At 47.6% G+C, this 21,279-nt stretch carries 21 protein-coding genes and 1 pseudogene; 3 read left to right on the forward strand and 19 right to left on the reverse strand.

Annotation, left to right across the window (positions count from 1 at the left end; all coding sequences use genetic code 11):
• Positions 1–9 precede the first annotated feature (9 nt).
• From DESLBE_RS08855 to DESLBE_RS08870, 4 genes are all read right to left on the reverse strand, one after another.
• Complete coding sequence (locus tag DESLBE_RS08855; RefSeq protein WP_035213695.1) at positions 10–684, reverse strand: Crp/Fnr family transcriptional regulator; 675 nt, start codon at positions 682–684, stop codon at positions 10–12.
• Between the two features lie 199 nt (positions 685–883).
• The gene (locus tag DESLBE_RS08860; protein WP_005809623.1) at positions 884–1,696 is read right to left on the reverse strand and encodes a DmsC/YnfH family molybdoenzyme membrane anchor subunit; all 813 of its coding nucleotides are present in this window, start codon (positions 1,694–1,696) and stop codon (positions 884–886) included.
• Between the two features lie 11 nt (positions 1,697–1,707).
• Positions 1,708–2,271 (reverse strand): 4Fe-4S dicluster domain-containing protein, encoded by a 564-nt coding sequence (locus DESLBE_RS08865; RefSeq protein ID WP_005809624.1) that lies wholly within the window; start codon positions 2,269–2,271, stop codon positions 1,708–1,710.
• Between the two features lie 20 nt (positions 2,272–2,291).
• Positions 2,292–4,694 carry a molybdopterin-dependent oxidoreductase gene (locus DESLBE_RS08870; protein WP_005809626.1) on the reverse strand — a complete coding sequence of 801 codons (2,403 nt, stop codon included), beginning with the start codon at positions 4,692–4,694 and terminating at the stop codon, positions 2,292–2,294.
• A 360-nt stretch (positions 4,695–5,054) separates the two neighbouring features.
• Between DESLBE_RS08870 and DESLBE_RS08875 the strand changes: the two genes are divergently transcribed.
• Positions 5,055–5,900, forward strand: coding sequence for a sialate O-acetylesterase (locus DESLBE_RS08875; protein WP_011461349.1), 846 nt, complete (start codon positions 5,055–5,057; stop codon positions 5,898–5,900).
• A 219-nt stretch (positions 5,901–6,119) separates the two neighbouring features.
• On the opposite strand, the gene DESLBE_RS08885 is transcribed toward DESLBE_RS08875, so the two are convergent.
• From DESLBE_RS08885 to DESLBE_RS08905, 7 genes are all read right to left on the reverse strand, one after another.
• A complete protein-coding gene (locus DESLBE_RS08885) occupies positions 6,120–7,397 on the reverse strand; it encodes a DEAD/DEAH box helicase (protein ID WP_243131269.1) in 1,278 nt (425 codons plus the stop codon).
• 64 nt (positions 7,398–7,461) lie between these two features.
• Positions 7,462–7,920, reverse strand: coding sequence for a VOC family protein (locus tag DESLBE_RS08890; protein ID WP_144676324.1), 459 nt, complete (start codon positions 7,918–7,920; stop codon positions 7,462–7,464).
• Entirely contained in the window at positions 7,886–8,014 is a 129-nt protein-coding gene (locus DESLBE_RS27260) for a hypothetical protein (protein WP_274532759.1), read from the reverse strand. The genes DESLBE_RS08890 and DESLBE_RS27260 overlap by 35 nt, the downstream gene beginning before the upstream one ends.
• A 323-nt stretch (positions 8,015–8,337) precedes the next feature.
• On the reverse strand, positions 8,338–8,511 hold the full coding sequence (locus DESLBE_RS26960) for a hypothetical protein (protein ID WP_005809636.1): 174 nt from the start codon (positions 8,509–8,511) through the stop codon (positions 8,338–8,340).
• Positions 8,512–8,521: 10 nt separating this feature from the next.
• Positions 8,522–8,899 (reverse strand): hypothetical protein, encoded by a 378-nt coding sequence (locus DESLBE_RS08895; protein WP_005809638.1) that lies wholly within the window; start codon positions 8,897–8,899, stop codon positions 8,522–8,524.
• A 3-nt stretch (positions 8,900–8,902) separates the two neighbouring features.
• Positions 8,903–9,328, reverse strand: a complete 426-nt coding sequence (locus DESLBE_RS08900) for a VOC family protein (RefSeq protein WP_005809639.1) — start codon at positions 9,326–9,328, stop codon at positions 8,903–8,905.
• A 157-nt stretch (positions 9,329–9,485) separates the two neighbouring features.
• Complete coding sequence (locus DESLBE_RS08905) at positions 9,486–10,115, reverse strand: class I SAM-dependent methyltransferase (RefSeq protein ID WP_005809641.1); 630 nt, start codon at positions 10,113–10,115, stop codon at positions 9,486–9,488.
• Between the two features lie 319 nt (positions 10,116–10,434).
• Here DESLBE_RS08905 and DESLBE_RS26965 point away from each other — a divergent pair.
• Positions 10,435–10,770, forward strand: a pseudogene (locus DESLBE_RS26965) (IS110 family transposase); the annotation flags it as partial.
• A gap of 186 nt (positions 10,771–10,956) precedes the next feature.
• On the opposite strand, the gene DESLBE_RS08920 reads toward DESLBE_RS26965, so the two are convergent.
• From DESLBE_RS08920 to rlmD, 5 genes are all read right to left on the reverse strand, one after another.
• A complete protein-coding gene (locus DESLBE_RS08920) occupies positions 10,957–11,652 on the reverse strand; it encodes a response regulator transcription factor (protein ID WP_011461351.1) in 696 nt (231 codons plus the stop codon).
• A gap of 3 nt (positions 11,653–11,655) precedes the next feature.
• Positions 11,656–13,077 (reverse strand): ATP-binding protein, encoded by a 1,422-nt coding sequence (locus tag DESLBE_RS08925; RefSeq protein ID WP_018305012.1) that lies wholly within the window; start codon positions 13,075–13,077, stop codon positions 11,656–11,658.
• Positions 13,078–13,116: 39 nt separating this feature from the next.
• Entirely contained in the window at positions 13,117–13,767 is a 651-nt protein-coding gene (locus DESLBE_RS08930) for a TrkA family potassium uptake protein (RefSeq protein WP_015943530.1), read from the reverse strand.
• Between the two features lie 11 nt (positions 13,768–13,778).
• Positions 13,779–15,119 carry a TrkH family potassium uptake protein gene (locus tag DESLBE_RS08935; protein ID WP_018305011.1) on the reverse strand — a complete coding sequence of 447 codons (1,341 nt, stop codon included), beginning with the start codon at positions 15,117–15,119 and terminating at the stop codon, positions 13,779–13,781.
• A gap of 818 nt (positions 15,120–15,937) precedes the next feature.
• On the reverse strand, positions 15,938–17,278 hold the full coding sequence (gene rlmD, locus DESLBE_RS08955) for a 23S rRNA (uracil(1939)-C(5))-methyltransferase RlmD (RefSeq protein WP_018305009.1): 1,341 nt from the start codon (positions 17,276–17,278) through the stop codon (positions 15,938–15,940).
• A gap of 357 nt (positions 17,279–17,635) precedes the next feature.
• On the opposite strand from rlmD, the gene DESLBE_RS08960 reads away from it, so the two are divergent.
• A complete protein-coding gene (locus tag DESLBE_RS08960) occupies positions 17,636–19,039 on the forward strand; it encodes an MATE family efflux transporter (RefSeq protein WP_005809662.1) in 1,404 nt (467 codons plus the stop codon).
• Here the strand turns inward: DESLBE_RS08960 and DESLBE_RS08965 are convergent.
• The 3 genes from DESLBE_RS08965 to DESLBE_RS08975 all read right to left on the reverse strand — a co-directional run bounded on the left by DESLBE_RS08965 (position 19,027) and on the right by DESLBE_RS08975 (position 21,277).
• On the reverse strand, positions 19,027–19,404 hold the full coding sequence (locus DESLBE_RS08965; RefSeq protein WP_005809664.1) for a metal-dependent transcriptional regulator: 378 nt from the start codon (positions 19,402–19,404) through the stop codon (positions 19,027–19,029). The genes DESLBE_RS08960 and DESLBE_RS08965 overlap by 13 nt on opposite strands.
• A 140-nt stretch (positions 19,405–19,544) precedes the next feature.
• Entirely contained in the window at positions 19,545–19,961 is a 417-nt protein-coding gene (locus DESLBE_RS08970; RefSeq protein WP_144676326.1) for a DUF523 domain-containing protein, read from the reverse strand.
• Positions 19,958–21,277 (reverse strand): MFS transporter, encoded by a 1,320-nt coding sequence (locus DESLBE_RS08975; protein WP_144676328.1) that lies wholly within the window; start codon positions 21,275–21,277, stop codon positions 19,958–19,960. The genes DESLBE_RS08970 and DESLBE_RS08975 overlap by 4 nt, the downstream gene beginning before the upstream one ends.
• Positions 21,278–21,279 lie beyond the last annotated feature (2 nt).

Consider the following 21,279-nt stretch of genomic DNA (forward strand, 5'->3'; position numbering starts at 1 on the left):
TGCCAATGATTATACGTACTCCTTTAAGCGGGGTAAATCAGCAATAACCAATCTTCCTCTGCCCTTATGAATCAGCTTCTGCTTTTGAAATACGGATAAAGCATTAAAGACGCTGTTGCGGCAAGCACCGACCATCGTCGCCAGTTCCTCATTATTAAAAGGAATCTCAATATAGCCCCGCTCATTCTGGGGAAATTCTTCCGCCAGAAGAACGAGAAGGGCAGCCAGTCGTTCCGCCGTATTGTATAAGGATATATTGACGATTTCCTCTGCCTCCACCGCCATATGGTGAAAAATATAACTTGTGAAAGCAGCAAAATATTGAGGGTTGTTCATAACAAAGGTGTAGAGCAGGGAGAACTCACAGGCGTAAAGTGAAGTCGGTAAAATGGCTGTGGCTGTGGTAATCGTCCTTTTTTCTTTAGCTAAATTCTGAAATCCTAAAAGAGAACCGTTTGTATAGTAAAACAAGGCTTTTTCCCGGCCTTCTTTCGTAACCACGTGAAGCTTGATGATGCCATTGATAATAAAATAACTGTAAGGGTGGGGCTCTTTGTCATGCCAAAGGATTTCACCCTTTGGCAAATGCCTTACCGTGCAGGGTATAAGTTCATTTTTAAATATTTCTTGGATGCTGAGCGATAAATCGTTTCCTTTTAAAAACTGTTTCATAATTTTCGCCATGAAAACGACTCCTTTCCAGGTATACTCGCTGCTTCTTCCTTCTTTCCATCTGTTTTTGTCCCATTCAGACATTACAACTTAATCCCATTATACTACATTTCTTCCTCATAAACGGCCATTAGTTTGGCCGCCCTTGCTGAGGCTGTGACCGCAGGCGGAAGCAGAAAGGCCATCCCTCCTGCTCCCGCCCTCACCTCACTTAGAGATGAACTCCCTGCATAAAGAAGATCAGGCGCGAGAAGATTTCACCAAGGATGACACATCCCAAAAAGAAGCGGGCGGCATTTTTACTGCTTATCTTGCCCTTCAGAGCCAGATAAGCTATAATGGCCGGCGCCACCAGCCCAATTCCCCAACGCACCATATCCAAACCCACTGTTGAGGGAAGTACCACATCCATGGTCTGAAGGCGCAGCTGCAGCATAAACGCTAGAGACACGATAATCTGCACAGCCACGGCGCTTAAAGCCACAACGGTCATTTCCTTGCCGGCTTTTTCCTCATGATACTGCATATGAAGAGCATAGATCACCGCTGCTCCAAGCAGGAACGCACTGCTGAAATAATAAACCACCGTCAGGCCGCCGTTCCAGGCCGGGATACCATTGGCTCTCACATAGACCAAGGAACAAACCAGAAGCAATCCACAGGACACTACGCTGCCGATGATATAAAGCGCTGTAGGTATCTTCTTATCTTTGTATACCAAAAAGGCGGCAACCAGGAGAATGATCCCGAAAACCAGGGACCAAAGCCCTTCCTGGGCGATCATAGAACCCAGATTATGAAAGGCGTTGAGAAAACGGAAAGGCCTGCCCAGGTGGGTTGCCGAGGCCAGCATAGCGATGCCTGCAAGAACCAAAAGAAGAGGCATAACCTGACGCGCTGTTTTTTCCCGGACCTCTGCAGAGGGAATGCCGCTGGCCTGCCAGAGTGTATAGGACAGGAAGGTTCCTGTGCATAAACCCATCAATAACGTGAAAACGACCAAGGATAAATTAAGTTCTGCCATAGTTCCACCTCCTACACATAATAAACGGACGGCCCGGTTCCGAATTTGGGCAAAAAGGGCTGGGCGTGTTTGGCGGCAATAAGACGGGAAATCTCACTGTCCGGATCGCTGATCACCCCGAAGATCCGCGCCTCCCCGGGACAGGATTCCACACAATAGGGTTTTTCACCCTTAGCAATGAGTTCCATGCAAAAGGTGCATTTGCTCATCACTTTTTTCTCTGTATCAAATTCCGGGGCATCGTAGGGACAAGTCCAGACACAATATTTACAGCCGATGCAGACATCCTGATTGACTGAAACCAGCCCGTTATCGTCCTTGTGCATCGCTCCTGTCGGACAATTCTTAACGCAGGCCGGATCTGCACAATGATTGCACAGCCGGGGCCGGAAGGCCAGCACCGGATTCGGATAGTTTCCGGCCGGCTGATACATGATCCGGCTGCCGATCATCTCCACACTGCTCCAATGAGCGCCTCCCGGGACTTTATGATTGATTTTACAGCCGATGACACAAGTTTGGCAGCCTACGCATCTTGTGGTGTCAATCAACATTCCGTATTGTTTATTGGACATGGGTCAACCCCCTTTGTAATTTATACTTTTTGCACTTCCACCAGAACATCATAAAAAGCTGAATTGGTCTGACTGATGGCTTCTTCAACCGGATTAAGGGTTAAGTGGGTTAAGTTTTGCAGATTCCCTTCAATATAGTAATCCGGCGACCAACCGCTGGCTATGGCAGTAACTCCGGGCACAATGCCTTCCGTCACAAAGGCTTTGACCACGCAATGGCCCCGATCGTTGAAGACTTTGACCTTATCCCCATGGGTGATGCCCCTGGCTGCGGCATCCACCGGATTGATCTGAATTTCCGGCTCTGATTGCACGATGCGCAAGGCGGGGTAAAGCATGTGCTGAGTGTGGACATTCAGGCGGTCATGATAATTGATACACACCAAGGGGAACTTTTTGCCAAGTTCTCCCCGGGGATTCTCCAGCATGGGCTTATAGGTCGGAACATGCTCACCCAGCTCTTTGAGTCTTTCCGTGTAAAATTCGAATTTGCCGGTTGGGGTCTTATACTTTTGATCCTTGAAGGAATAGACAGGGTCAAAGATACCGTCAGAGCGGGTGAAAATCCCTTCTCCCACGAATTTATCCCAATTAAAGGAAGCGAAGGCAGGATGCTCGGAAGTCATAAAAGTACGCACCCATTCCTCATCGGTTTTATTCCAGAGATGCCCGAAACCCAGTCTTTCGGCGACACCGGAAGCAATTTCGCAATCGGATTTGCTCTCGCCCATGGTGGGGATAGCGGGCTGATCGAGCATAACCCAGGGAGAGCGCACTAGAATGTCCCAAACTTCCCAATGGGTTTTGCCCGGCAGAACCAGATCGGCATATTTGCCTGTCCAGGTCCAGAAGGGATCCACATGAACGATAAAGGGAATGTTCGGCAGAACCTTATTGATCACGCGATTGGCATCCGGAGATTGATTGACAAAGTTGGAGACCCCAATCCAAAGGAATTTGATTTCCCCTTTTTCAGCCATATCATAGATATGGGCACTTTTTCTCTCGGTAATCGGTTTGCCGCCAATATCGGTCCATTCCTTAAAATTGAAATCAGGTACGGTAACACCGGGAATAGGGTTGATGGAAGAGGTTCCGCCCATATGGGAAGCTCCGCCCCCGGAAACACCGATATAACCGGCTACGGCTGCCAAAGTGGCCACTGTCCGGAAGGGTGAAAAAGAATGATACACCCGCTGCATCCCTTGACCCATGCGGATACCGGCCGGCTTCATGGTCGCGTACTCATGGGCCAGTTGCTCCACAACCGCTTCTTCCAGCCCGCAGATTTCAGCCGTGGCTTTAATGGTATACTTGGCAGCTTCGTCAACCAAATCGACAAAGGAGGGATGGCATTTCAGGCCCTCGGCAGAGGTATATTCCCCGGCAAGGGCAGGATTTATATTGGGGGTATCCGCAGGGACAATGGTCCGGGAGTTTTCGTCCCAAACAGCATATTGCTCACCCAGGCGCAGATATTGGCCATTGTCGTTGCGCACAAGCAAAGGGGCGCAGCTATTGGCTTTAAGCCAGGCTGTGTCATGCAGATTGTGGGAGATGAGGTAGTTGATCATGCCCAGAGCCAGGGCCGGATCAGTCTGAGGCCGGATGGGGACCCATTGGTCGGCGACCGCTGCAGTGCTGGATTGGCGGGGATCGATAACGATGATTTTGGCGCCGTTTTCCCTGGCCTTAATGATGTAACGCAATTCGCTGGTATGGGTATCGGCAAGATTGCGGCCCCAGATGATCACCAGTTTGGAGTTCAGATAGTCCCGGGTATCATGGCCGCCACGCTCCTGACCGAAGACCAGCCTCATGCCCATACTGGCGCCGTGGTCCCCCATCAGCCCTTCTGTGATGTACGTCGTGCCGCCGAAACATGCACCTAAACGGGTGGTGGATTCCCAGGCCAGCTTGGCCAGATTCCCTGACATGGTAAAAAAGGATGCCGCTTGTGTTCCATAGTTTTCTTTGGTCTCGGTAAGCTTTTCAGCGATGATATCATAAGCCTCATCCCAGGTAATCTGTTCGAACTTCCCTTCTCCCCGCTCTCCCACTCTTTTCATGGGATAGAGTACACGCTCCTTAGGGTCCTGCAGGCGTTGGGCATAACTCATTCCACGCAGACAGGCATTGGGATAATCATCCCGCCCCGGCAAGAGCCCAGGGGTGACGGCGACGATTTTGCCGCCTTGCACATGTCCCTTCAGATGACAGCGTGAGGTACAGTTAACAGTGCAGCAGCTGTGAACGTATTTGACCGTTGCCTCATCCGCGGCCTTCAATGCCGGCGAGCCGGAGCTCAAAGCACCGGCTATGCCCAGGGAGCTCGTCACTGTAACTGCCCCTACCCCTTTGAGGAACATCCGCCGGGTAATCTTGGGGCCTTTAAAGGATAAACCCATTGAAACTTTTTTCATTAAAATCCTCCTTCCAATTAGTGAATAATATTATGAGTACTTGCTCCTATCTTAACAGCGATCCTTGTTCCCTTCTGCACAATATTGGGCGTAAGTCCACGAGTACATAATAAAAAATACGACCCTCATCTCCACTTCCCGGTGATAAGAGTCGTATTTTTCAACTCTGGAAAGATGTCATTTCCCTCTGGTACCCCCTTGGCGGCACACTATCATTTTCTCAGGTATATGGGCACTGTTGTGAATAACTATGCTTTCGAAAAGAAACGGAAATATCTCCATTTATTATTTGATATAATATAAATGTTGTTACGTTCAGAATTACCTAAGAAATATAGATAAAAAGGAGTTTACTTCACAATGATTCATTCTTTTTTAATGATCGGACAGTCAAATATGGCTGGCCGGGGCTTTTTAAACGATGTTCCACCTATTTATAATGAACGCATCAAGATGCTCCGAAATGGGCTTTTTCAATTTATGGAGGAGCCCATAAATTATGATCGCTCAATTGCCGGTGTTGGTCTTGCGGCATCTTTTGCCGCTGCATGGTGTAAGAAAAACAAGCGGGATGAAATAGGTCTTATTCCCTGCGCCGAGGGAGGCAGCAGTCTTGATGATTGGTCAGTGGACGATGCACTCTTTGCCAATGCCATAGCACAGACAAAGCTTGCTCAGCGTATTAGCACATTGGACGGAATAATCTGGCACCAAGGAGAAGCTGAGTCTCATTCGGGAAAGTATCGTGACTATTACGATAAGTTCTTTGTAATTATTGAAAGACTGCGCCAAGTACTTGATGTTCCGGAAATTCCTCTGATCATTGGCGGTCTTGGTGACTATCTTGGCCACGGCATAATGGGAGGGTATTTTAATGAATACAGCCAAGTCAATGAAGAACTTAAAAGGTTTGCCCACAGTCATAACAACTGTTACTATGTCACAGCTGAGGGATTGACTTGTAATCCGGACGGTATTCATTTGAACGCTGTATCTCAAAGGATTTTTGGTCTGCGCTACTATGAAGCTTATGACCAAAAATGTCATATTCTTGGGCCTGTTAGAAATGAAAACAGCGCGAATGAGATAGATAACGATAGACCACATACCAAGGCCGAAAAAGCACAGATGATCAACGTACTCTTTTTTGGTGGAAAGATTTCTTTTGAAGAATACCAGCAGAAGATGTCACAAATCGGTGACTAACAAAGCAATCCCTAATTACTTTATAGCATACCTGACAATAAAAAAGCAGAAAAACCCTGGCTGCAGCTTCCAGGATTTCTGCTTACAAGAAGAGTATCTTTCACACTATACTATATGTCCCTAACGCCATAGATGTGACAGGCACCGATTAGTTTTCGGTGCTTTTTTCGTGCGTGAGCAGCTCCCCCACTCCGACGTCCAGGTAGGTGCAGAGCTTATCTATAAGATCTTCCGGGGATTTGGCTTTGCTCTATGTGCACCTTGTTGGGAATAGGCTGCCGTCTTGGCTGTGGCGGGCTTTTGAGGCCTTGCCGCAGCTGCTTGCTGAGATGTCTTTGCTTTTGGCACGATAACGGTGTTGACCAATGGATAGGGATGCTCCTTCACTTCGGGTAATGTTTTACCGATTCGTTTTTGAATGTCGCGCAATAAGGGCTTTTCTTCAAAGTCACAAAACGTAATTGCCTTGCCGCCGAGGCCGGCTCTGCCTGTACGACCAATCCTGTGAATATAGGTTTCAGGAACCTCCGGCAGGTTGTAATTGATGACATGAGAAAGTTCTTGGATATCCAGCCCGCGGGCAGCAATATCTGTTGCAACAAGAATTCTTGTTTTCCGTTTTTTAAAAGCATGCAAAGCCTGCTCCCTGTTGGCTTGAGATTTGTTTCCGTGAATTGCTACTGCTGTAAATCCCTTTTTATTCAGTTCTTTTACTATTTTATCTGCACCATGTTTTGTCCGCGAAAATACGAGCACAGAATCATATTCGTTGTTTTTCAGCCAATAAGTCAACAGAGCCGCCTTGTTGGCCTTATCCACAAAATAAACTTCCTGTTCAATGATATCAAGCGGAGAAAATTCCGGCGTCATTGCAATCTTCACAGGTCCTTTTAAGATGGTATCCGCGAGCTTTTCTATTTCAACCGGCATAGTTGCTGAAAACAACATGTTCTGCCTTTCCCTGGGCAGGTAAGTGATAATCCTTTTTACGTCGTGAAGCATACCCATATCCAGCATTTGATCAGTCTCATCAAGCACAAAATGTTCCACATGGCTTAAATCGATAAATCCTTGGTTGATTAAGTCAAGCAGTCTGCCCGGGGTTGCCACCAGGATATCAATTCCCTTTTCCAGTTTCCTTGTTTGCGGGGCCTGCCCTACACCGCCAAAAATGACCAGCGGCCTTAGGGGCAGGTTGACTCCGTAAGCAGTGAAGGACTCTGCGATTTGAGTCGCCAGTTCCCGGGTCGGCGCGAGAACTAAGGCTCTGATCTGTCTTTTGCCCTTTAGCAAACCCTGCCCCATGGCAAGGCTTTGCAAGATCGGAATTGCAAAAGCGGCGGTCTTGCCCGTGCCTGTTTGGGCACATCCCAACAAATCCAGCCCCTCAAGCAGGTGCGGAATCGCCTCAGCCTGGATAGGGGTTGCCTCTGAATATCCTTGCGCTGTCAGCGCCTTTTGAATCGGATTGATTATCTTTAGTTCGTTTAATAACACTTGTTTCACCTTTAATCCTTTAATATTGATAAAATTGGTCGTTTTTTTCTGACACTTTGTGTCATTATAAAGAAAGTTCCCTGATGATGATCTTTTGCATTTTCATCATCGCCTGTATTTGAGCGTCCGTGCCGGTTAAGGCTCTCATGTTATAGGGTACGATCTGCCAGGACAGACCAAACTTATCCTTAGCCCAACCACATTGCTCCGCCTCTTTGACATGAGACAGCTTATCCCAAAAGTAATCGATCTCATCCTGGTCTTCACACTCGATCGTCATTGATATGGCTTCGTTAAAATGGAAGTATGGGCCACCGTCCAGCGCAAGATACTTTTGTCCGTTTAATGTAAATTCAGCAGTTATTATTTTACCAGACATACCTTTAAAATGTTCATCAAGAGCTTCATTGGGATACCTTACAATTTTCTGTATTTCAGAATTGGGGAATACATTGACGTAGTAATTTATTGCCTCTTCACAATTATTGTCACCGAACCATAATGACGGTACTATCTTTTTCATGTTTCCTCCTTGCTGGAATCTCCTGCTCTTCAGAATCGATGGGGTGCCGGGCCATAATGGTCAAAGTGTTGACTACCACTGACGCATAATACATCCCGGCTGTTTCCTTCCTTAAAATTCGGCAGTTTGGAAAATCGCGAAGCCTGCTTCCTGATTTTTAAAAAGGGCGGATTTTCAAGATGGCCTCGAAGAGCTCCGCCACGTATAGCGCCAGTGGCTGACCGGATCTTGCCAATATCTCAAAAGCTACCGGACACACTTCAACCACATTCAACACACTGTAAAGACTCTTTAACCTTTCCGGCTGGTTTGTATACGGATACGTCTTGCAGCTTTCAGGTTTCACATCACCTAGTTTACATTCCCCATCTTCAGCCAGAAAATCACAGGGCCGGTGCTTGGTTTGATAATTATACCCTACTTCGTCGAACCCAGAAAGAACTCTTTGAACTGATCAGCTGTTAGCTTCATGTATCCCGCTGCTTTTTCCAGTTCATCTTCATCGGCACGATTCTTCAGGAAGGAACGAAATCTGAAATTATCAGCCTCTATCATCTTTGCTGCTTTTTTAACTTCACTCGGTTTCAGCATATCTTCTGTTTCATCTCACATTATTAGCAGTATTGGCAACATAATGTGTAGCATAGGCTTTTTCTATAAGGGCATCTCCGGATTTACTAAAACGCAAGGGGATTTTTTTGCCTTTTACACCCCACCGGTTATATGCTGTCCATGAAGGCTTTAACTGATTCTCCAGAGCATATGCCCTCAGTTCTTTCATAATAAATGACAACTTCCTCAAGTTGGCCTTACATACCTTTTCAAGGTACGGTACACGGCCGCACCGCCAATCTTCATAATCTTTGGCAGATAATACTCCGATTTTCATCAGTAGCCCTACAGGAGATATGTAAATCTCCTCCGTTAGTGTACTGCTTGCCATAGAGTGTATCTTATGTTTTAGTTCCTCGTTATTCATTCTTCATCCCTTCACTTGCTTTGGTCCTTCCTCAGCGACGACGTTCCAGTTCACGCCAAATTTGTCTCTTACTGCGGCATGGAACACACTGTAGAAGGTCTCGGTCGGCGGGAGCGTCACCTCGCCACCCACGCAAAGCACGTCGAAGATAGCCGTCGCTTCCTTGCCCGTAGGTACCGTGGCGGTTAGCTTGATGTTATCACCGTTCTTGGGTGGTGCAGCTTCATCGGCAAACCAGACGTTCGTACCACAGACGATCATCTCAGCGTGCATGACCCAAGTACGCAGCAATTCAGGCGGCGTCTTTGAGCCCTCCGGCATATAGTCACCGTAAGGCAGAATTTTTGGTTCGTCACAATTGAAGACGGCGCGGTAGAAATTCAGCGCATCTTTGCAATTCCCGTTGAATGTAAGATAAGGTATAATCATGGTTTTATCTCCTTTGTTTTACGTTTGGTGATACTCCCTCTTATTCTTTCCCAATATTTCTAACGAGCAATCTTTTTCAGCCGGATCTCAACAACGTTTATCATCCAGTTAATTTTCTGCTGTACTTTTAGATCCGAGCTTTTCATTTGCTCTAATTTTATAAAGATTGACTGACTTTAGTCGCCTCAAGATAGACAAGCGGAAAGGCGGCTCTTAATACTTTCCGCCGGCCAACAGAAAAACCATTTTTCTCAATAAACCCGGTATATTCCTCCGGTGTCCACTTCGAGTAAGTTTCAAACCCGATAAGTTTCAGTATTCTGGCGTTCAGATTCCAGGTAGAGTTTTTCAGGTGCCCATGGGCAAAGGTCGGCGCGATCAGTAATCCGTCAGGTTTCAGTACCCTGCGGATACTCGCAAGGGTTGCTTCGGGGTCTGGCATAATATGCAAGGCATTGGAAATGATGACCGCATCAAACGAGTCATTCGCAAAGGATAACGCCGTAGCGTCTTCGAGGGAAAATCTAACATTTGCCGGAGCAATTTTCTTTTTTGCGGTTTCAATCATCTTGGGGGAGAAGTCCGTCGCCTCAACTTGCCGGACAAATTTGGCTATGCCAAGGGCCATCAAACCGGTTCCGGTGGCGACTTCCAAAACCCGCATATCGGCTCTCAGCACTTCCGACATCAGACTGTACATTTCTTCGTATGCCGCTTTGTTAAACCGATTAATCTCGAAGTCATACAGCCCGGAATACCGGTCCCAAAATTTTTTGTTGTTGCGCATAGTCAATTACTCCCTTGACCTGAAATTTAATCGTCCAGGCTAAGCTCCACTTCTAAAACATCACGAACAAATTCCTCAAACTCCCGGGGCGAAAAACAGTTATGAAAAACATAATTCGGCATTTGTACCTTTAAAATATTGTAAACTATTGTCATAATATAATAATAAGACCAAACATATGTTCAGGTCAACCTGATAACATATATTTGGTCTCAAAACTTAAGTTACACTCACAAAATAGTTTCATAAGAATCCTTCTACAATTACCACCGATAGACACTATCCAATCCTTCCATCATTGCACCCTTATGGGATAAACCAGTGGCTTTTGGCAAACAACTGCAAGGATGTTTGTATGGAATCGACCGAAAAATATTGGACTCCCGTTTACAATATCCTCGAAACCGACTGCAAAATCGTCCTCGCCCACCCAAGTATGTCAAGGCCATTCGCGGCAAAAAAACCGATAGAGCACGATTTGGTGTCCGGCAGCTTTATCCCTCCGGCAGAGATTCGCCAGCTTCGGGATTTGATGCGCTATCAGAACAAACTGACCAACTTTTCCACCGGAGAAAAGAACCGTGCTCAAAAATGCCTGACGGTTTCCAATATCAAATTGGATGATGTGTTTTCCGACGTTTTTGGAAAAAGTGCGTCATTCCAAATCAACTGTCTCTCCTTTTTTGTTTATCATGCCTTGAGAATGCCAAAGAAGATAAGGTTCCGGATCACTCCGTCTTCTCTCAAAAACGCAGACGCCGCTTCAAGGATACGGAAGTGTTTCGGGCGACTTTCAATACCGTGGTTAAGCGCTGCGCCGAAGCGGGCCTCATCGGCGGCGCTATTCGTCGACAAAACGATAGCCGACCCCGATTTCAGTCAGTATAAATCGCGGCTTTGCAATGTTCTTCTCTATTTTACGCCGCAGATTGGCCATAAAAACCCGGATAGTTTTCGTATCGCCTGTTTCACTATAGCCCCATACTTCCTTAACGATATAGTTGTGGGTCAGAACCTTCCCCTTGTTGGCAATCATGAGCTGCAGCAACTTGTATTCCATCGGAGTTAAATGGACCTCATTCCCATCAACGAGGACTTTGCGTTTTTCATAATCCACCGTTAAGTAATCACAGGAAAAAACGGATAGGGATGGAGGCGCCAATTGTTGCTGGAGCCTTCTCTTAACCGCGCGGATTCTCGCCAGCAGCTCGCCCATATGGAAAGGTTTCGTAATATAATCGTCCGCTCCCAAGTCCAATGCTTCGATCTTTTCCTTTTCCTGCTCTCTTGCCGACACCACAAGTATTGGCGTACCGGAAAAGCCGCGAATTTCTCTGATGACCACCAGCCCGTCCTTATCCGGCAGTCCGAGATCCAGTAATACCATATCGGGATGATTGGATGTAAATAAAAACAGCCCTTCATCCGCGCTTTCGGCAACCGTGACCTTATAGCCCTCCTTTTTGAGAGAAACCGCGACGAAGTTTGAAATATACCTATCATCCTCAATCAGCAACACAGTGAGTTCATCCGTCATTTTTTATTCACCTCCATTTGGAAGGGAGAACACAAAACGGGCGCCTCCGGCCGGCTGATTTTCCGCCCGGATCGCTCCGCCATGAGCTTCTACAATAGCCTTGCAAATTGCAAGACCCAGCCCCATTCCGCGTTTTCCATCAATAATATTGTTTTTTTGGGTTGTAAACCCATCAAACAGCCTGTTCATGATATCTTCGGCAATGCCATTTCCATTATCGCAGACTTCAAATACCACGTCATTTCCCAATATACCTACTTTAAGATCAATACAGCTGTCAAGGGGTGTATGCTTGACGGCGTTGTCCAGTAAATTTACAAGAACCTGCACGACAAGCTTGCCGTCCATGGGTAATGAAATCACCTCATTGGGCAACGAAACCTCTAAATGTCTGTTTTTCAGAATTCGAGACATATGAGAAGTCGCTTCGTTCACAACATCATCCACAACCTCGTCCTCTTTGTGCAAAAAAAGCTGGCCTTCTCCTATACGGGTCATATTCAATATGTTCTCTACAAAATTGGCCAGCCAGATCATTTCTTCGCTAATGTCGGCGGCCAGCTTTTTTTGCTCTTCAAGCGATAATTGCTCAAATTTGTCCGTTAGCAGCGAGCTTGCGCCGGTGAGCGCCGTGAGCGGGGTACGCAAATCATGGGCCACCGAACGCAGCAGCGTACTGCGCAAGCGCTCCCGCTCCATAGCGACCCGTATTTCTTCCCGTTCACGATAGCTGTACTCTCTGTCCAACGCGGCCCCAAGCTGTGTCGCCACGGTTTTTACTACCAGTTCCTGCTGGAAGGTCAACTCATCCCTTCCGCAATATAAGGTGAGCGATCCCATTTGCTTTGCAACGCCTTGTATGGAAATTGTGAGCCCTTCCATATCTGATTGGGCATACTGTTCGCTGAAATATTCCTGATCATCCCCGTCCAGGATAACGCGGCTTGCATATCCTGTATGATCATAGATGTACTTAATTCCCCGCAGAATGATATTGCGTTTTCCTGTGATATGCAGGAAATCTTCGGCCACTTTATAGAGCAACCTCGCCGTCAGCTCGCTCTGATGGGAAATGCTTATTTGCTTTTGCAGGCGGGAGGTGATCGTGCCCGAAACAACGGCGGTTACAAGAAAGAACAGCAACAGCATCACGTCCACCGCACTGTAGATCAAAAAGGCATAACGTGGCTCCGTAAAGAAAAAATCGAACAATACCACGCCGGCCACGGATGCAGCAATGCCATAAATATATCCATTGGTCAGTATCGTTACAAACAGAACGCCAAGCAGAAACATCATGAGTATGCTTTCTCTGCCTGCGCCAAGTCTGGCGATCAGGAGCGAACCTAACAGGGATAACGTCAGTACAACCAGCACCTTCATTACCGAACGGGCGATTTCTCTGTTTTTCCTGTTTATCGTCACGAGTCCATAACCTCCCTTCGCCAGAGTACATAATTAACGTTATTTCATATCCAGTATACGGGAGCAGTCTTTCGTATTTCCTGCGATGATCAGGTGCTGGTTCTTCATAAAAACATGCTCGGCGCTGGTAACGGGGATTATTTTCCCGTTTTTCTTTATAGCGATGATATTGATATTATATCTGGAACGGACATTTACCTGTTTAATGCTTTTATCTACCCAGTTATCCGGCACCTCGATCTCAAAGATCGAAAAATCCTCTGCCAATTCAAAATAGTCAAGGACATTGCGCGCGCTATATTTCCGTGCGGCCTTCAGCGCCACGTCCCGCTCGGGATGAATGACCTCGTTGGCTCCGTTGCGCAGCAGGAACTTTTCATGAATCGTTCTGTCTGCTTTTGATACCACATACTTTGCTCCAAACTCCTTCAGCAACGATGTGATTTCCAAAGACGCTTGAAAATTATCGCCGATGCATACAAAGCATATGTCAAAGTTGCTTACGCCCAAAGAACGCAGCAGCTTTTCATCCATACAATCGCCGATATGGGCACGCGTGACGCAGGGCAGCAGGTCGTTTATCTTTTCCTCTTCCTTATCGACGATCATGACTTCATTGCCAAGCTCCGTCATCCTTGTGGCCAAATGCTTTCCAAACCTGCCAATGCCGATGATCAATACTGTTTTCATGTTCTTCCTCCCTAGCCGATGATAATCTTTTCTTCCGGATTTCTAAGCTTCGATTTCGTTCCCATCATTACAGCCATTAACAATGTCAGGCTGCCTACGCGCCCGCTGTACATGAGCAGTATGATGACCATGCGTGACAGCGTATCCAATTCTCGTGTGATCCCTGTGGACAGCCCTACCGTGCCAAGGGCCGACAGCGTTTCAAAAGCCGCATCTTTCACAGGCAATCCCTGCGTAGTAATGAGCAAAAATATGCCCAAAATCGATAACATAATGTATATTGTCGTACTGCAATAGGCCCGTTTGATCGTATTGTTCTCCAATCTCCTGTGGAAAATATTGATGTCGTCCGTATTCCTGATGTAGGATATCGTCGCCAGCAAGATGACCATGATGGTGGTCGTCTTGATACCGCCGCCTGTAGAACCGGGAGATGCTCCGATTAACATCAGCAGCATGGACAAAACCGTGCCGCCTTCAGTTAACGCAGCAGTATCCACCGTGTTAAAACCGGCTGTTCTTGGCGTGATCGATTGGAAGAGCGAGGCCAGCAGCTTATCGATCGGGTGCATCGCCGCGAGCACGTTGCCCTGTTCCATGGCATAGAACAGAATTGCGCCGCCGATAATTAAAAACGCCGTCGACAGTAGAACAATCTTGGTATGAAGCTTATAGCGTACGTAACGCAGCTTGTGCTCCATGATATCATCCCAGACCACAAACCCAAGTCCGCCGATGACGATCAGCGTCATAATCGTCAGATTGACCAGCACATCGCTCTGATAAGGTATCAGAGATGTGTATGGGGCAAATCTTCCCATCAGGTCAAAGCCCGCATTGCAAAAGGCGGATATCGAATGGAATATGGCATAATAAACGCCTGTCGCTACACCCATCTGAGGACAAAAGCGAATAGCCAACAATATCGCACCCATGCCCTCAACTATCGCAGTACAGATGATTATGCGTCGAATCAATCGCACAATACCGCCTATTTGAAAAGCGCTGACCGACTCCGTCAAAACACCCCGTTCCGCAAGACCGATCTTGCGCCGGGCCATCATCAAAAAGAGAGTAGCCACCGTCATAAAACCCAATCCGCCGATTTGAATCAGGCATAAGATCACGATCTGGCCGAACAGGCTGAATTGCGTATATGTATCATGCACAACCAACCCTGTCACGCAGGTGGCGGAAGCGGAAGTAAACAAAGCATCGATAAACGGGAGAGAAGCTCCGTCCCTGCTGGCGGCGGGGAGCGATAGAAGAAGCGTTCCTAACAATATGATACCGGCAAAACCAAGCGCGATCATCTGTATGGAATTGGCTCTGAATTTCCCTAAAAACATCATAATGTTATTATCAACCTCTCAGGCAAGCGAGTATCTGGTTTACAGAAACACCATTTTTTAGTATTACCGTATTATGCCAACTGAAACAACTATAAGGAGGACAATCATGCAGACACCTCCCTTATGACAATAGTATAACGAACCGGACATAAACATAGTGCAAATATGCTTCCGGTTTGTGTTAATTTTGTATAAACGCCGCTTATTCCTGCTCTGAAAAAAATGGTTATAAGATCAAAAATGATAGATTTACTGAAAAAGGAATCTTAATAGGAAAGAATATTTGTAATGAGCAAATTGGAAATTAAGATTTTAACCAGAGATTACAGCAAAGGCCGGGGGGTATTCGATCTGTCCTTCTCAGTTAGCCAGGGTGAGGTATTCCGGCATTGGCGTTCATCATACAGATGATGGCCAATACCGGAAAAGAGCTGGAAAACGCAAAGTATGCCACATTCTTCACCTGTTCAATCCGGATGGGATCATTGCGGGGGAATCAGCGGCGATTTGGGGCATAGCTGTTCTTTTCGTAGGCGCCATTATCTTATTCTCATCCGCAATCGCAATATTTGCAAAAAAGATTTGCCCATTTAGCAAAAGGAGGAATTGACTATGCCATCATGCGGGCGGTTTCCACGTATTCAAGTAAAAGAGGATCCCCAAAAAACTTATACTTTGTGATACGTAAAAAAGGCATATCTTCATTGTGAAAACATGCCCGCTCCTTTTGTTGTGTTTCTATATTCAGTTGTTTGCGAGATGGGGCTATGTCATCTATAGAATAGGCCCAAAACGCTATATATGGTATCTGAACCGTCTTATTTGCCCTTTTGACCACTATACGTCATCATTATTATACTCTCAACGCTCACCGTCCATGGAAACATATCCACCGGCTGCACCTCAGCCACCTGATACCCACCGTTCTGCAGTATCCCCAGATCCCGGGCCAAAGTCCCCGCATCACAGGAAACATAAATGATCTGCTCCGGCTTCAGTTCCAGCAATCCCTCCAGTACTTTCCGGTGGGCTCCGGCCCGGGGCGGATCAAGGACCACGATATGGGGTGAATCGCCGATCTGCTGAAAGGTGTCCTCCGCTTTGCCGACCATAAACTCCACATTATTCACTCTGTTGCGCTTGGCATTTTCCCTGGCATCTTCCACGGCATAGGGGTTTTCTTCAATTCCCCAGACCTTTTTGGCCTTGGCAGCTAAAGCCAGGGTAATGGTTCCGATTCCGCAGTAAAGATCCCAGACCACTTTCTCGGTGGAAAGTTCCGCCCAGTCCAGCACTTTGTTGTAAAGTTTACGGGTTTGAACCGGGTTCACCTGCAGGAAGGCCAGCGGGGAGATCTTAAACCTAGCCCCCAGCACATCCTCGGTAAATTCTTTTTGACCAGCGATTCGCTCCGGCTCACCCGAACTGTTGATACCCCAAACCGAGTGGATTCCCCCGCCCATCTCTGACCATACATCAGCCTTTCGGACATCCTTCAAAGAGTCCAGAATCAACATTCCTTCCCCCTGGGAATTTTCCCGGAAGGTCAGCGCGTTCAGGTCAGGAAAGAGATTTTTATCCTGTTGGCCAAGAATTGCCTCGGCTTCCCGGACCCACCGGTTCATCGATTCACTGATCAGAAGGCAATCGGTGAAGGGAACTGTCGCTTTGCTTTTTTCCTGATAATAGCCAAGCGTATTCCCCTCTCCGCGATGAAGCCGCGCTTTGTTCCGGTAACGCCAGGGTTCATCCATACCCAAGGTTGGATGGACTTTGACTTTTTCCAGAGGGATTTTGCCGATCCTGGTCAGAGCATCTTCTACCCAGCGCTTTTTCCAGAGCAGGGTCTGGGCATAATTGAGGTGCTGCAGCTGACAACCGCCGCATCGGCCGAACACCGAACAGGGTGGTTCGATTCGCTCTGCCGAGGTTTTGCAGAGGCTCAGCAGTTGACCTCTTTGCCAGTTCTTTTTCTCTTCCACGATGCGAATCTGCCCTGTCTCCCCCGGCAGTAATCCGGAAACGAAGGTAGCTTTTCCTTCATGATATCCCACCCCGGAGCCATCTGAAGAAAGGCGCAGACATTCTATAGTAATCGGACGATGGGTACCAGCCGATTTCTTAACCATAGGTTTTGTATCCATTGAGTTTTTGCTCACAGAGTTGCCTCCCCTACACTATTTCCAGTTCATTGTAAACTAAAAGAAACCCCTCTGTCCAATTAGAGATGTGAGAATGATCCTCATTTTCCTGTTGACAAAGAAAGATAACAGCGTTATCATAACATTGTTATATAACATCGTTATGTAGCAATGTTATCATTCTCTACTGACAACAGGGACGCAATAGCAAAACAAGACGCAATGACTGAGCAACCGGGCAGAATAAATCAGATTGCAGGAAGGAGGGTACAAAAATTTTTACCCCCAAAGTTAGGTTAATCTAACTAAGGAGAATCCCCGCTGCGCTTTCACAGAAGCGGGTTTCATTTTAGATGGAGAAGGGAGAATTTAAAAATGGCTACTACATTAGTGGAGGAAAAAGAAAAGCAAAAGCATTTTATTTTATCCGGAAACCTCTGGAAGGTTATGGCTGATTTATCCTGGCCGGCGATTGTGGCCATGGTGTTATACGGTATGAATTCCGTGATGGATGCCTTCTTTGTCGGTCGGTACGTGGGCGAAGCCGCTCTGGCCGGGGTTTCTGTGGCTTATCCTCTGTCACAGATCAGCGTCGCTTTCGGCTCTCTGATCGGAGTCGGTGCCGGCTCGGTTTTGAGCATCGCCCTGGGTGCCAAAGACAGAAAGACCCAGGAACATTTGCTGGGCAATGTCAATTTACTTTCGCTCATCGTCACCGCTGTATACATGCTTCTGGGCCTGGCCTTCTCCACCCAGCTGATCGCTATGATGGGCGGCAGGGGTGAAGCTCTCATACTGGGGGATCAATACTTCCGCATTACGATTTACGGCGCCTTCTTCTGGGTATACGGATTGGCCGGCAATATGATCATCCGGGCGGAAGGTAAAATGAAAACCGCCGCAGTGATGATGGGCTTCGGTCTGGCTGTGGACGTCATCTTTAAATATCTGTTCATTGTGGTATTCCAATGGGGCGTTGAAGGGGCCGCCTGGGCAACCAATATCGGCATGTTGGTCTACACCCTGGTCAGCTGGCTTTATTTCAGCAAAGGCTGGGCAACCTTTCACTCCAAGCTGGCTTCCCTTCGCTGGGATCAAAAAATCGGAACTTCCGTGCTGCGGCTGGGGGCTTCATCCCTGATTATGAGCGTCATGAGCCTGGTTCAGGCTATATTCGTCTTCAACGCCTTATCTAAATACGGCACAACGTGGGATGTGGCCTTCTACGGTGTGGTCTACCGCATCTTCACTTTCCTGCTGACCCCTATTTTTGGCCTGATGCGCGCTTTGCAGCCGGTGATCGGCATCAATTACGGTGCCCGGCAATATGACCGTGTGATCAGTTCCTACAAGATCTTCGCCGTAACTGCCCTGGTATTGACGCTGCCTTTCTGGCTTTTATCCATCGCCATCCCCGGTCCCATTCTGGGCCTGATGATGAAGGATGCAGCCTTCAGCGGTGCAGATCTCCTGTACTTCAGAGTGTATATGGCCATTTTGCCGGTGCTGTCCTTTATCTTTATGGCCATGACCCTCTTCCCATCTGTGGATAAAGGCAAACCGGCAGCCATGATCGGTATCGCCCGGCAGTTGGTATTTTACGTTCCGGTCATGATCTTTTTGCCCAAAGCAATCGGCGTTGCCGGGGTTTATTACGGCTCACTGGCCATTGACGCCGTCATCATCCTCTGGACCCTGTTCATGGTGCGCAAAGAGTTTTCCCAGCTGCGGCAAAAAGCCCGCTCCGATAAGCCGGAAAGTATAGCCTATTCCTTATAATTACGCAGAAATTTCTCCATGGCTTGTATGGAGTCGTTGCTGATCACATGTTCGATAGCACAGGCATCCACGCCGGCCGTATCGGCGTTCAGCTTCAGAACCTGAGTAAAAAACTTTTCCAGTATGCGATGCTTATTGGAGGTAAGCTTGGCCAGTTTTCGCCCTTCCGGAGTTAAAAAGATCTCCCCATACTTTTCATTGGTAATCAGGCCCTTTTCAGAGAGCGTTGCCATGGCTCTGTTGGTGCTGGCTTTGGTAACGCTGAGCCGCTCGGCTATGTCGGATAGCCTGGCACCGCTTCCTTTCTCTGAAAGTTCGTAGACTGCCTCCAAATAATTTTCCATAGTAAAGGTCAGTTTTGTCATTTTACACCCCTCATTTTTTCAGTTCCAGGTCATTACTAGCAAAAGAGATTGTCCCAATTTATCGTGTAGCATAAATCTTTATAGAACAGAAACACTAGAGTCCCGATTTTCTGTCTTGAAAAATCGGGGCTTTTAATTATTCAGAAGTCCCCGGCATCCATCACCCGATATCCCGCATCCCTTAATGCCTGAGCAAATAGTCCCTGACCTGCAATGAGCTTCCCGGTAAAGCTCCCATCATATATTGTCCTTACCCCACAAGTCGGGCTTCGTGATTGCAGGATGGCGAAGTCTATTTCTTCATCCTTAATAGCCCTTAAGGCCAATGCCACTCCTTTGCGATATAACGCGTCCACATCGGCTCCATTTTCGTCTCTTATTTTCCCCTCCACCATCTCTGCACAGGCCCTGGGGGTTCCCATTCCCGCCATTATCTCCGGGCAGATTTCCATAATTTCTTTGTCCTTTAGATAATCGACTACTTTGGGGCTTAAATTATTGCCGCCGTTATACTTGCAGTTGTATCCCAGCAGGCAGGAGCTTACCAGTATCTTCATAATCGCCCCCCTCTATTTTTCACAGTTGCACTGATATACCGATCACCTGATGCACAAAAACCGGTAAGCCAGCAGAGAACAGCGACGGCGATCAGAATGATCAGCGGCAGCGTCCAGTTAGCGGTTAGATCGTGCAGATACCCAAAAAACATAGGCCCGAAGGCAGCCAGGAGATAGCCAATCGATTGGGCCATCCCGGAGAGCCTGGCCGCTTCGTCCGCATTTTCCGTGCGCAGGCTGAAAAGCATCATCGCCAGACTGAAGGTAAATCCTCCCCCAATTCCCAATATGATAATCCATAATAAGGTCAGCCCTGACCCGCCCCAAAGGAGCAGCCCCGCAAGCCCTATGATCACGCACACCGAACCGAAAGTCACCAATGAATGCTGACTGGCCTTGCGCCCGGCAAGAACAGAGCCCACAAAGGTCATGGGGATCAGTGCCAGCTGCATAAGGGAAAGCATCCAGCCTGCTTGGCCTGAATTCATCCCCGCCTGAATTAAAATGTCCGGCAGCCAGGCAACCATGCAGTAAAACACCATGGATTGCAGCCCCATGTACAAGGTGACCTGCCAGGCCAAAGACGATTTCCACATGTTTATGCTTTTGGCGTCCGCTCCCTGCGCCCTATTCCTATGCTTAACTTCTTCAGAGCGTCTATAGGTTTCTGCTTTGGCCTCCCTAGTGATGGATTCTCCGGCAACTGAGCTTCCTTGGCTGTTCCGCCTTAACTGGGGAATCCAGCAGAACATGGCGATCAGGCTAAGTACCGCCCAAATCCTTAACGCCCCGGTCCATCCTAAGCCCAAGCCCACCGCTAAGGGAATACTGATACCGGAGGCCAGTGCCGCAAAGGTATTCATGGAAACGGTGTAGACACCTGTCATCACTCCGACCTGTCTGGGAAACTCTCTTTTTATCAGACTTGGTATCAATACATTGCCCACTGAGATGGAAAGCCCCAGAATTGCCGTTCCCAGAAACAAGCCGAAACTTCCCGACCAGGAACGCAGTAAAATTCCAGCGGCAAGAATGACAACGGAGCCAAACAACACCCGTTCCATCCCAAATCTGCGGGCCAATCCGGGAACAAGGGGAGAAAACAAAGCGAAGGCAAACAGGGGCAAGGTAGTCATCATACCCGCTAAGGTGTTGGAAATATGCAGGCTGTCGCGCATTAAACTGACCAAAGGTCCAACTGAAGTCAAAGGTGCCCGCAGATTGGCTGCGAGCAGGGCGATTCCCAGCATCAAGATCAGGACTGTTCTATTTGGCGAAGATGAATGCTGTGTTGGTTTAGTGCTTAACTGATTCATTG

Source organism: Desulfitobacterium sp. LBE (genome assembly GCF_007830365.1).
Lineage (GTDB): Bacteria > Bacillota > Desulfitobacteriia > Desulfitobacteriales > Desulfitobacteriaceae > Desulfitobacterium > Desulfitobacterium hafniense.

Bases quoted from the DNA above. Each gene is read 5' to 3' on its own strand.
- DESLBE_RS08890 (WP_144676324.1), bottom strand. From the start codon at position 7,920: ATGAAAAAGATAGTACCGTCATTATGGTTCGGTGACAATAATTGTGAA.
- DESLBE_RS08855 (WP_035213695.1), bottom strand. From the start codon at position 684: ATGGCGAAAATTATGAAACAGTTTTTAAAAGGAAACGATTTATCGCTC.
- DESLBE_RS08970 (WP_144676326.1), bottom strand. From the start codon at position 19,961: ATGAAGATACTGGTAAGCTCCTGCCTGCTGGGATACAACTGCAAGTAT.
- DESLBE_RS08875 (WP_011461349.1), top strand. From the start codon at position 5,055: ATGATTCATTCTTTTTTAATGATCGGACAGTCAAATATGGCTGGCCGG.
- DESLBE_RS08965 (WP_005809664.1), bottom strand. From the start codon at position 19,404: ATGACAAAACTGACCTTTACTATGGAAAATTATTTGGAGGCAGTCTAC.
- DESLBE_RS08870 (WP_005809626.1), bottom strand. From the start codon at position 4,694: ATGAAAAAAGTTTCAATGGGTTTATCCTTTAAAGGCCCCAAGATTACC.
- DESLBE_RS08865 (WP_005809624.1), bottom strand. From the start codon at position 2,271: ATGTCCAATAAACAATACGGAATGTTGATTGACACCACAAGATGCGTA.
- DESLBE_RS08900 (WP_005809639.1), bottom strand. From the start codon at position 9,328: ATGATTATACCTTATCTTACATTCAACGGGAATTGCAAAGATGCGCTG.
- DESLBE_RS08905 (WP_005809641.1), bottom strand. From the start codon at position 10,115: ATGCGCAACAACAAAAAATTTTGGGACCGGTATTCCGGGCTGTATGAC.
- DESLBE_RS08975 (WP_144676328.1), bottom strand. From the start codon at position 21,277: ATGAATCAGTTAAGCACTAAACCAACACAGCATTCATCTTCGCCAAAT.
- DESLBE_RS08935 (WP_018305011.1), bottom strand. From the start codon at position 15,119: ATGATGTTTTTAGGGAAATTCAGAGCCAATTCCATACAGATGATCGCG.
- DESLBE_RS27260 (WP_274532759.1), bottom strand. From the start codon at position 8,014: ATGTATTATGCGTCAGTGGTAGTCAACACTTTGACCATTATGGCCCGG.
- DESLBE_RS08960 (WP_005809662.1), top strand. From the start codon at position 17,636: ATGGCTACTACATTAGTGGAGGAAAAAGAAAAGCAAAAGCATTTTATT.
- DESLBE_RS08930 (WP_015943530.1), bottom strand. From the start codon at position 13,767: ATGAAAACAGTATTGATCATCGGCATTGGCAGGTTTGGAAAGCATTTG.
- DESLBE_RS08920 (WP_011461351.1), bottom strand. From the start codon at position 11,652: ATGACGGATGAACTCACTGTGTTGCTGATTGAGGATGATAGGTATATT.
- DESLBE_RS08860 (WP_005809623.1), bottom strand. From the start codon at position 1,696: ATGGCAGAACTTAATTTATCCTTGGTCGTTTTCACGTTATTGATGGGT.
- DESLBE_RS08895 (WP_005809638.1), bottom strand. From the start codon at position 8,899: ATGAATAACGAGGAACTAAAACATAAGATACACTCTATGGCAAGCAGT.
- DESLBE_RS26960 (WP_005809636.1), bottom strand. From the start codon at position 8,511: ATGCTGAAACCGAGTGAAGTTAAAAAAGCAGCAAAGATGATAGAGGCT.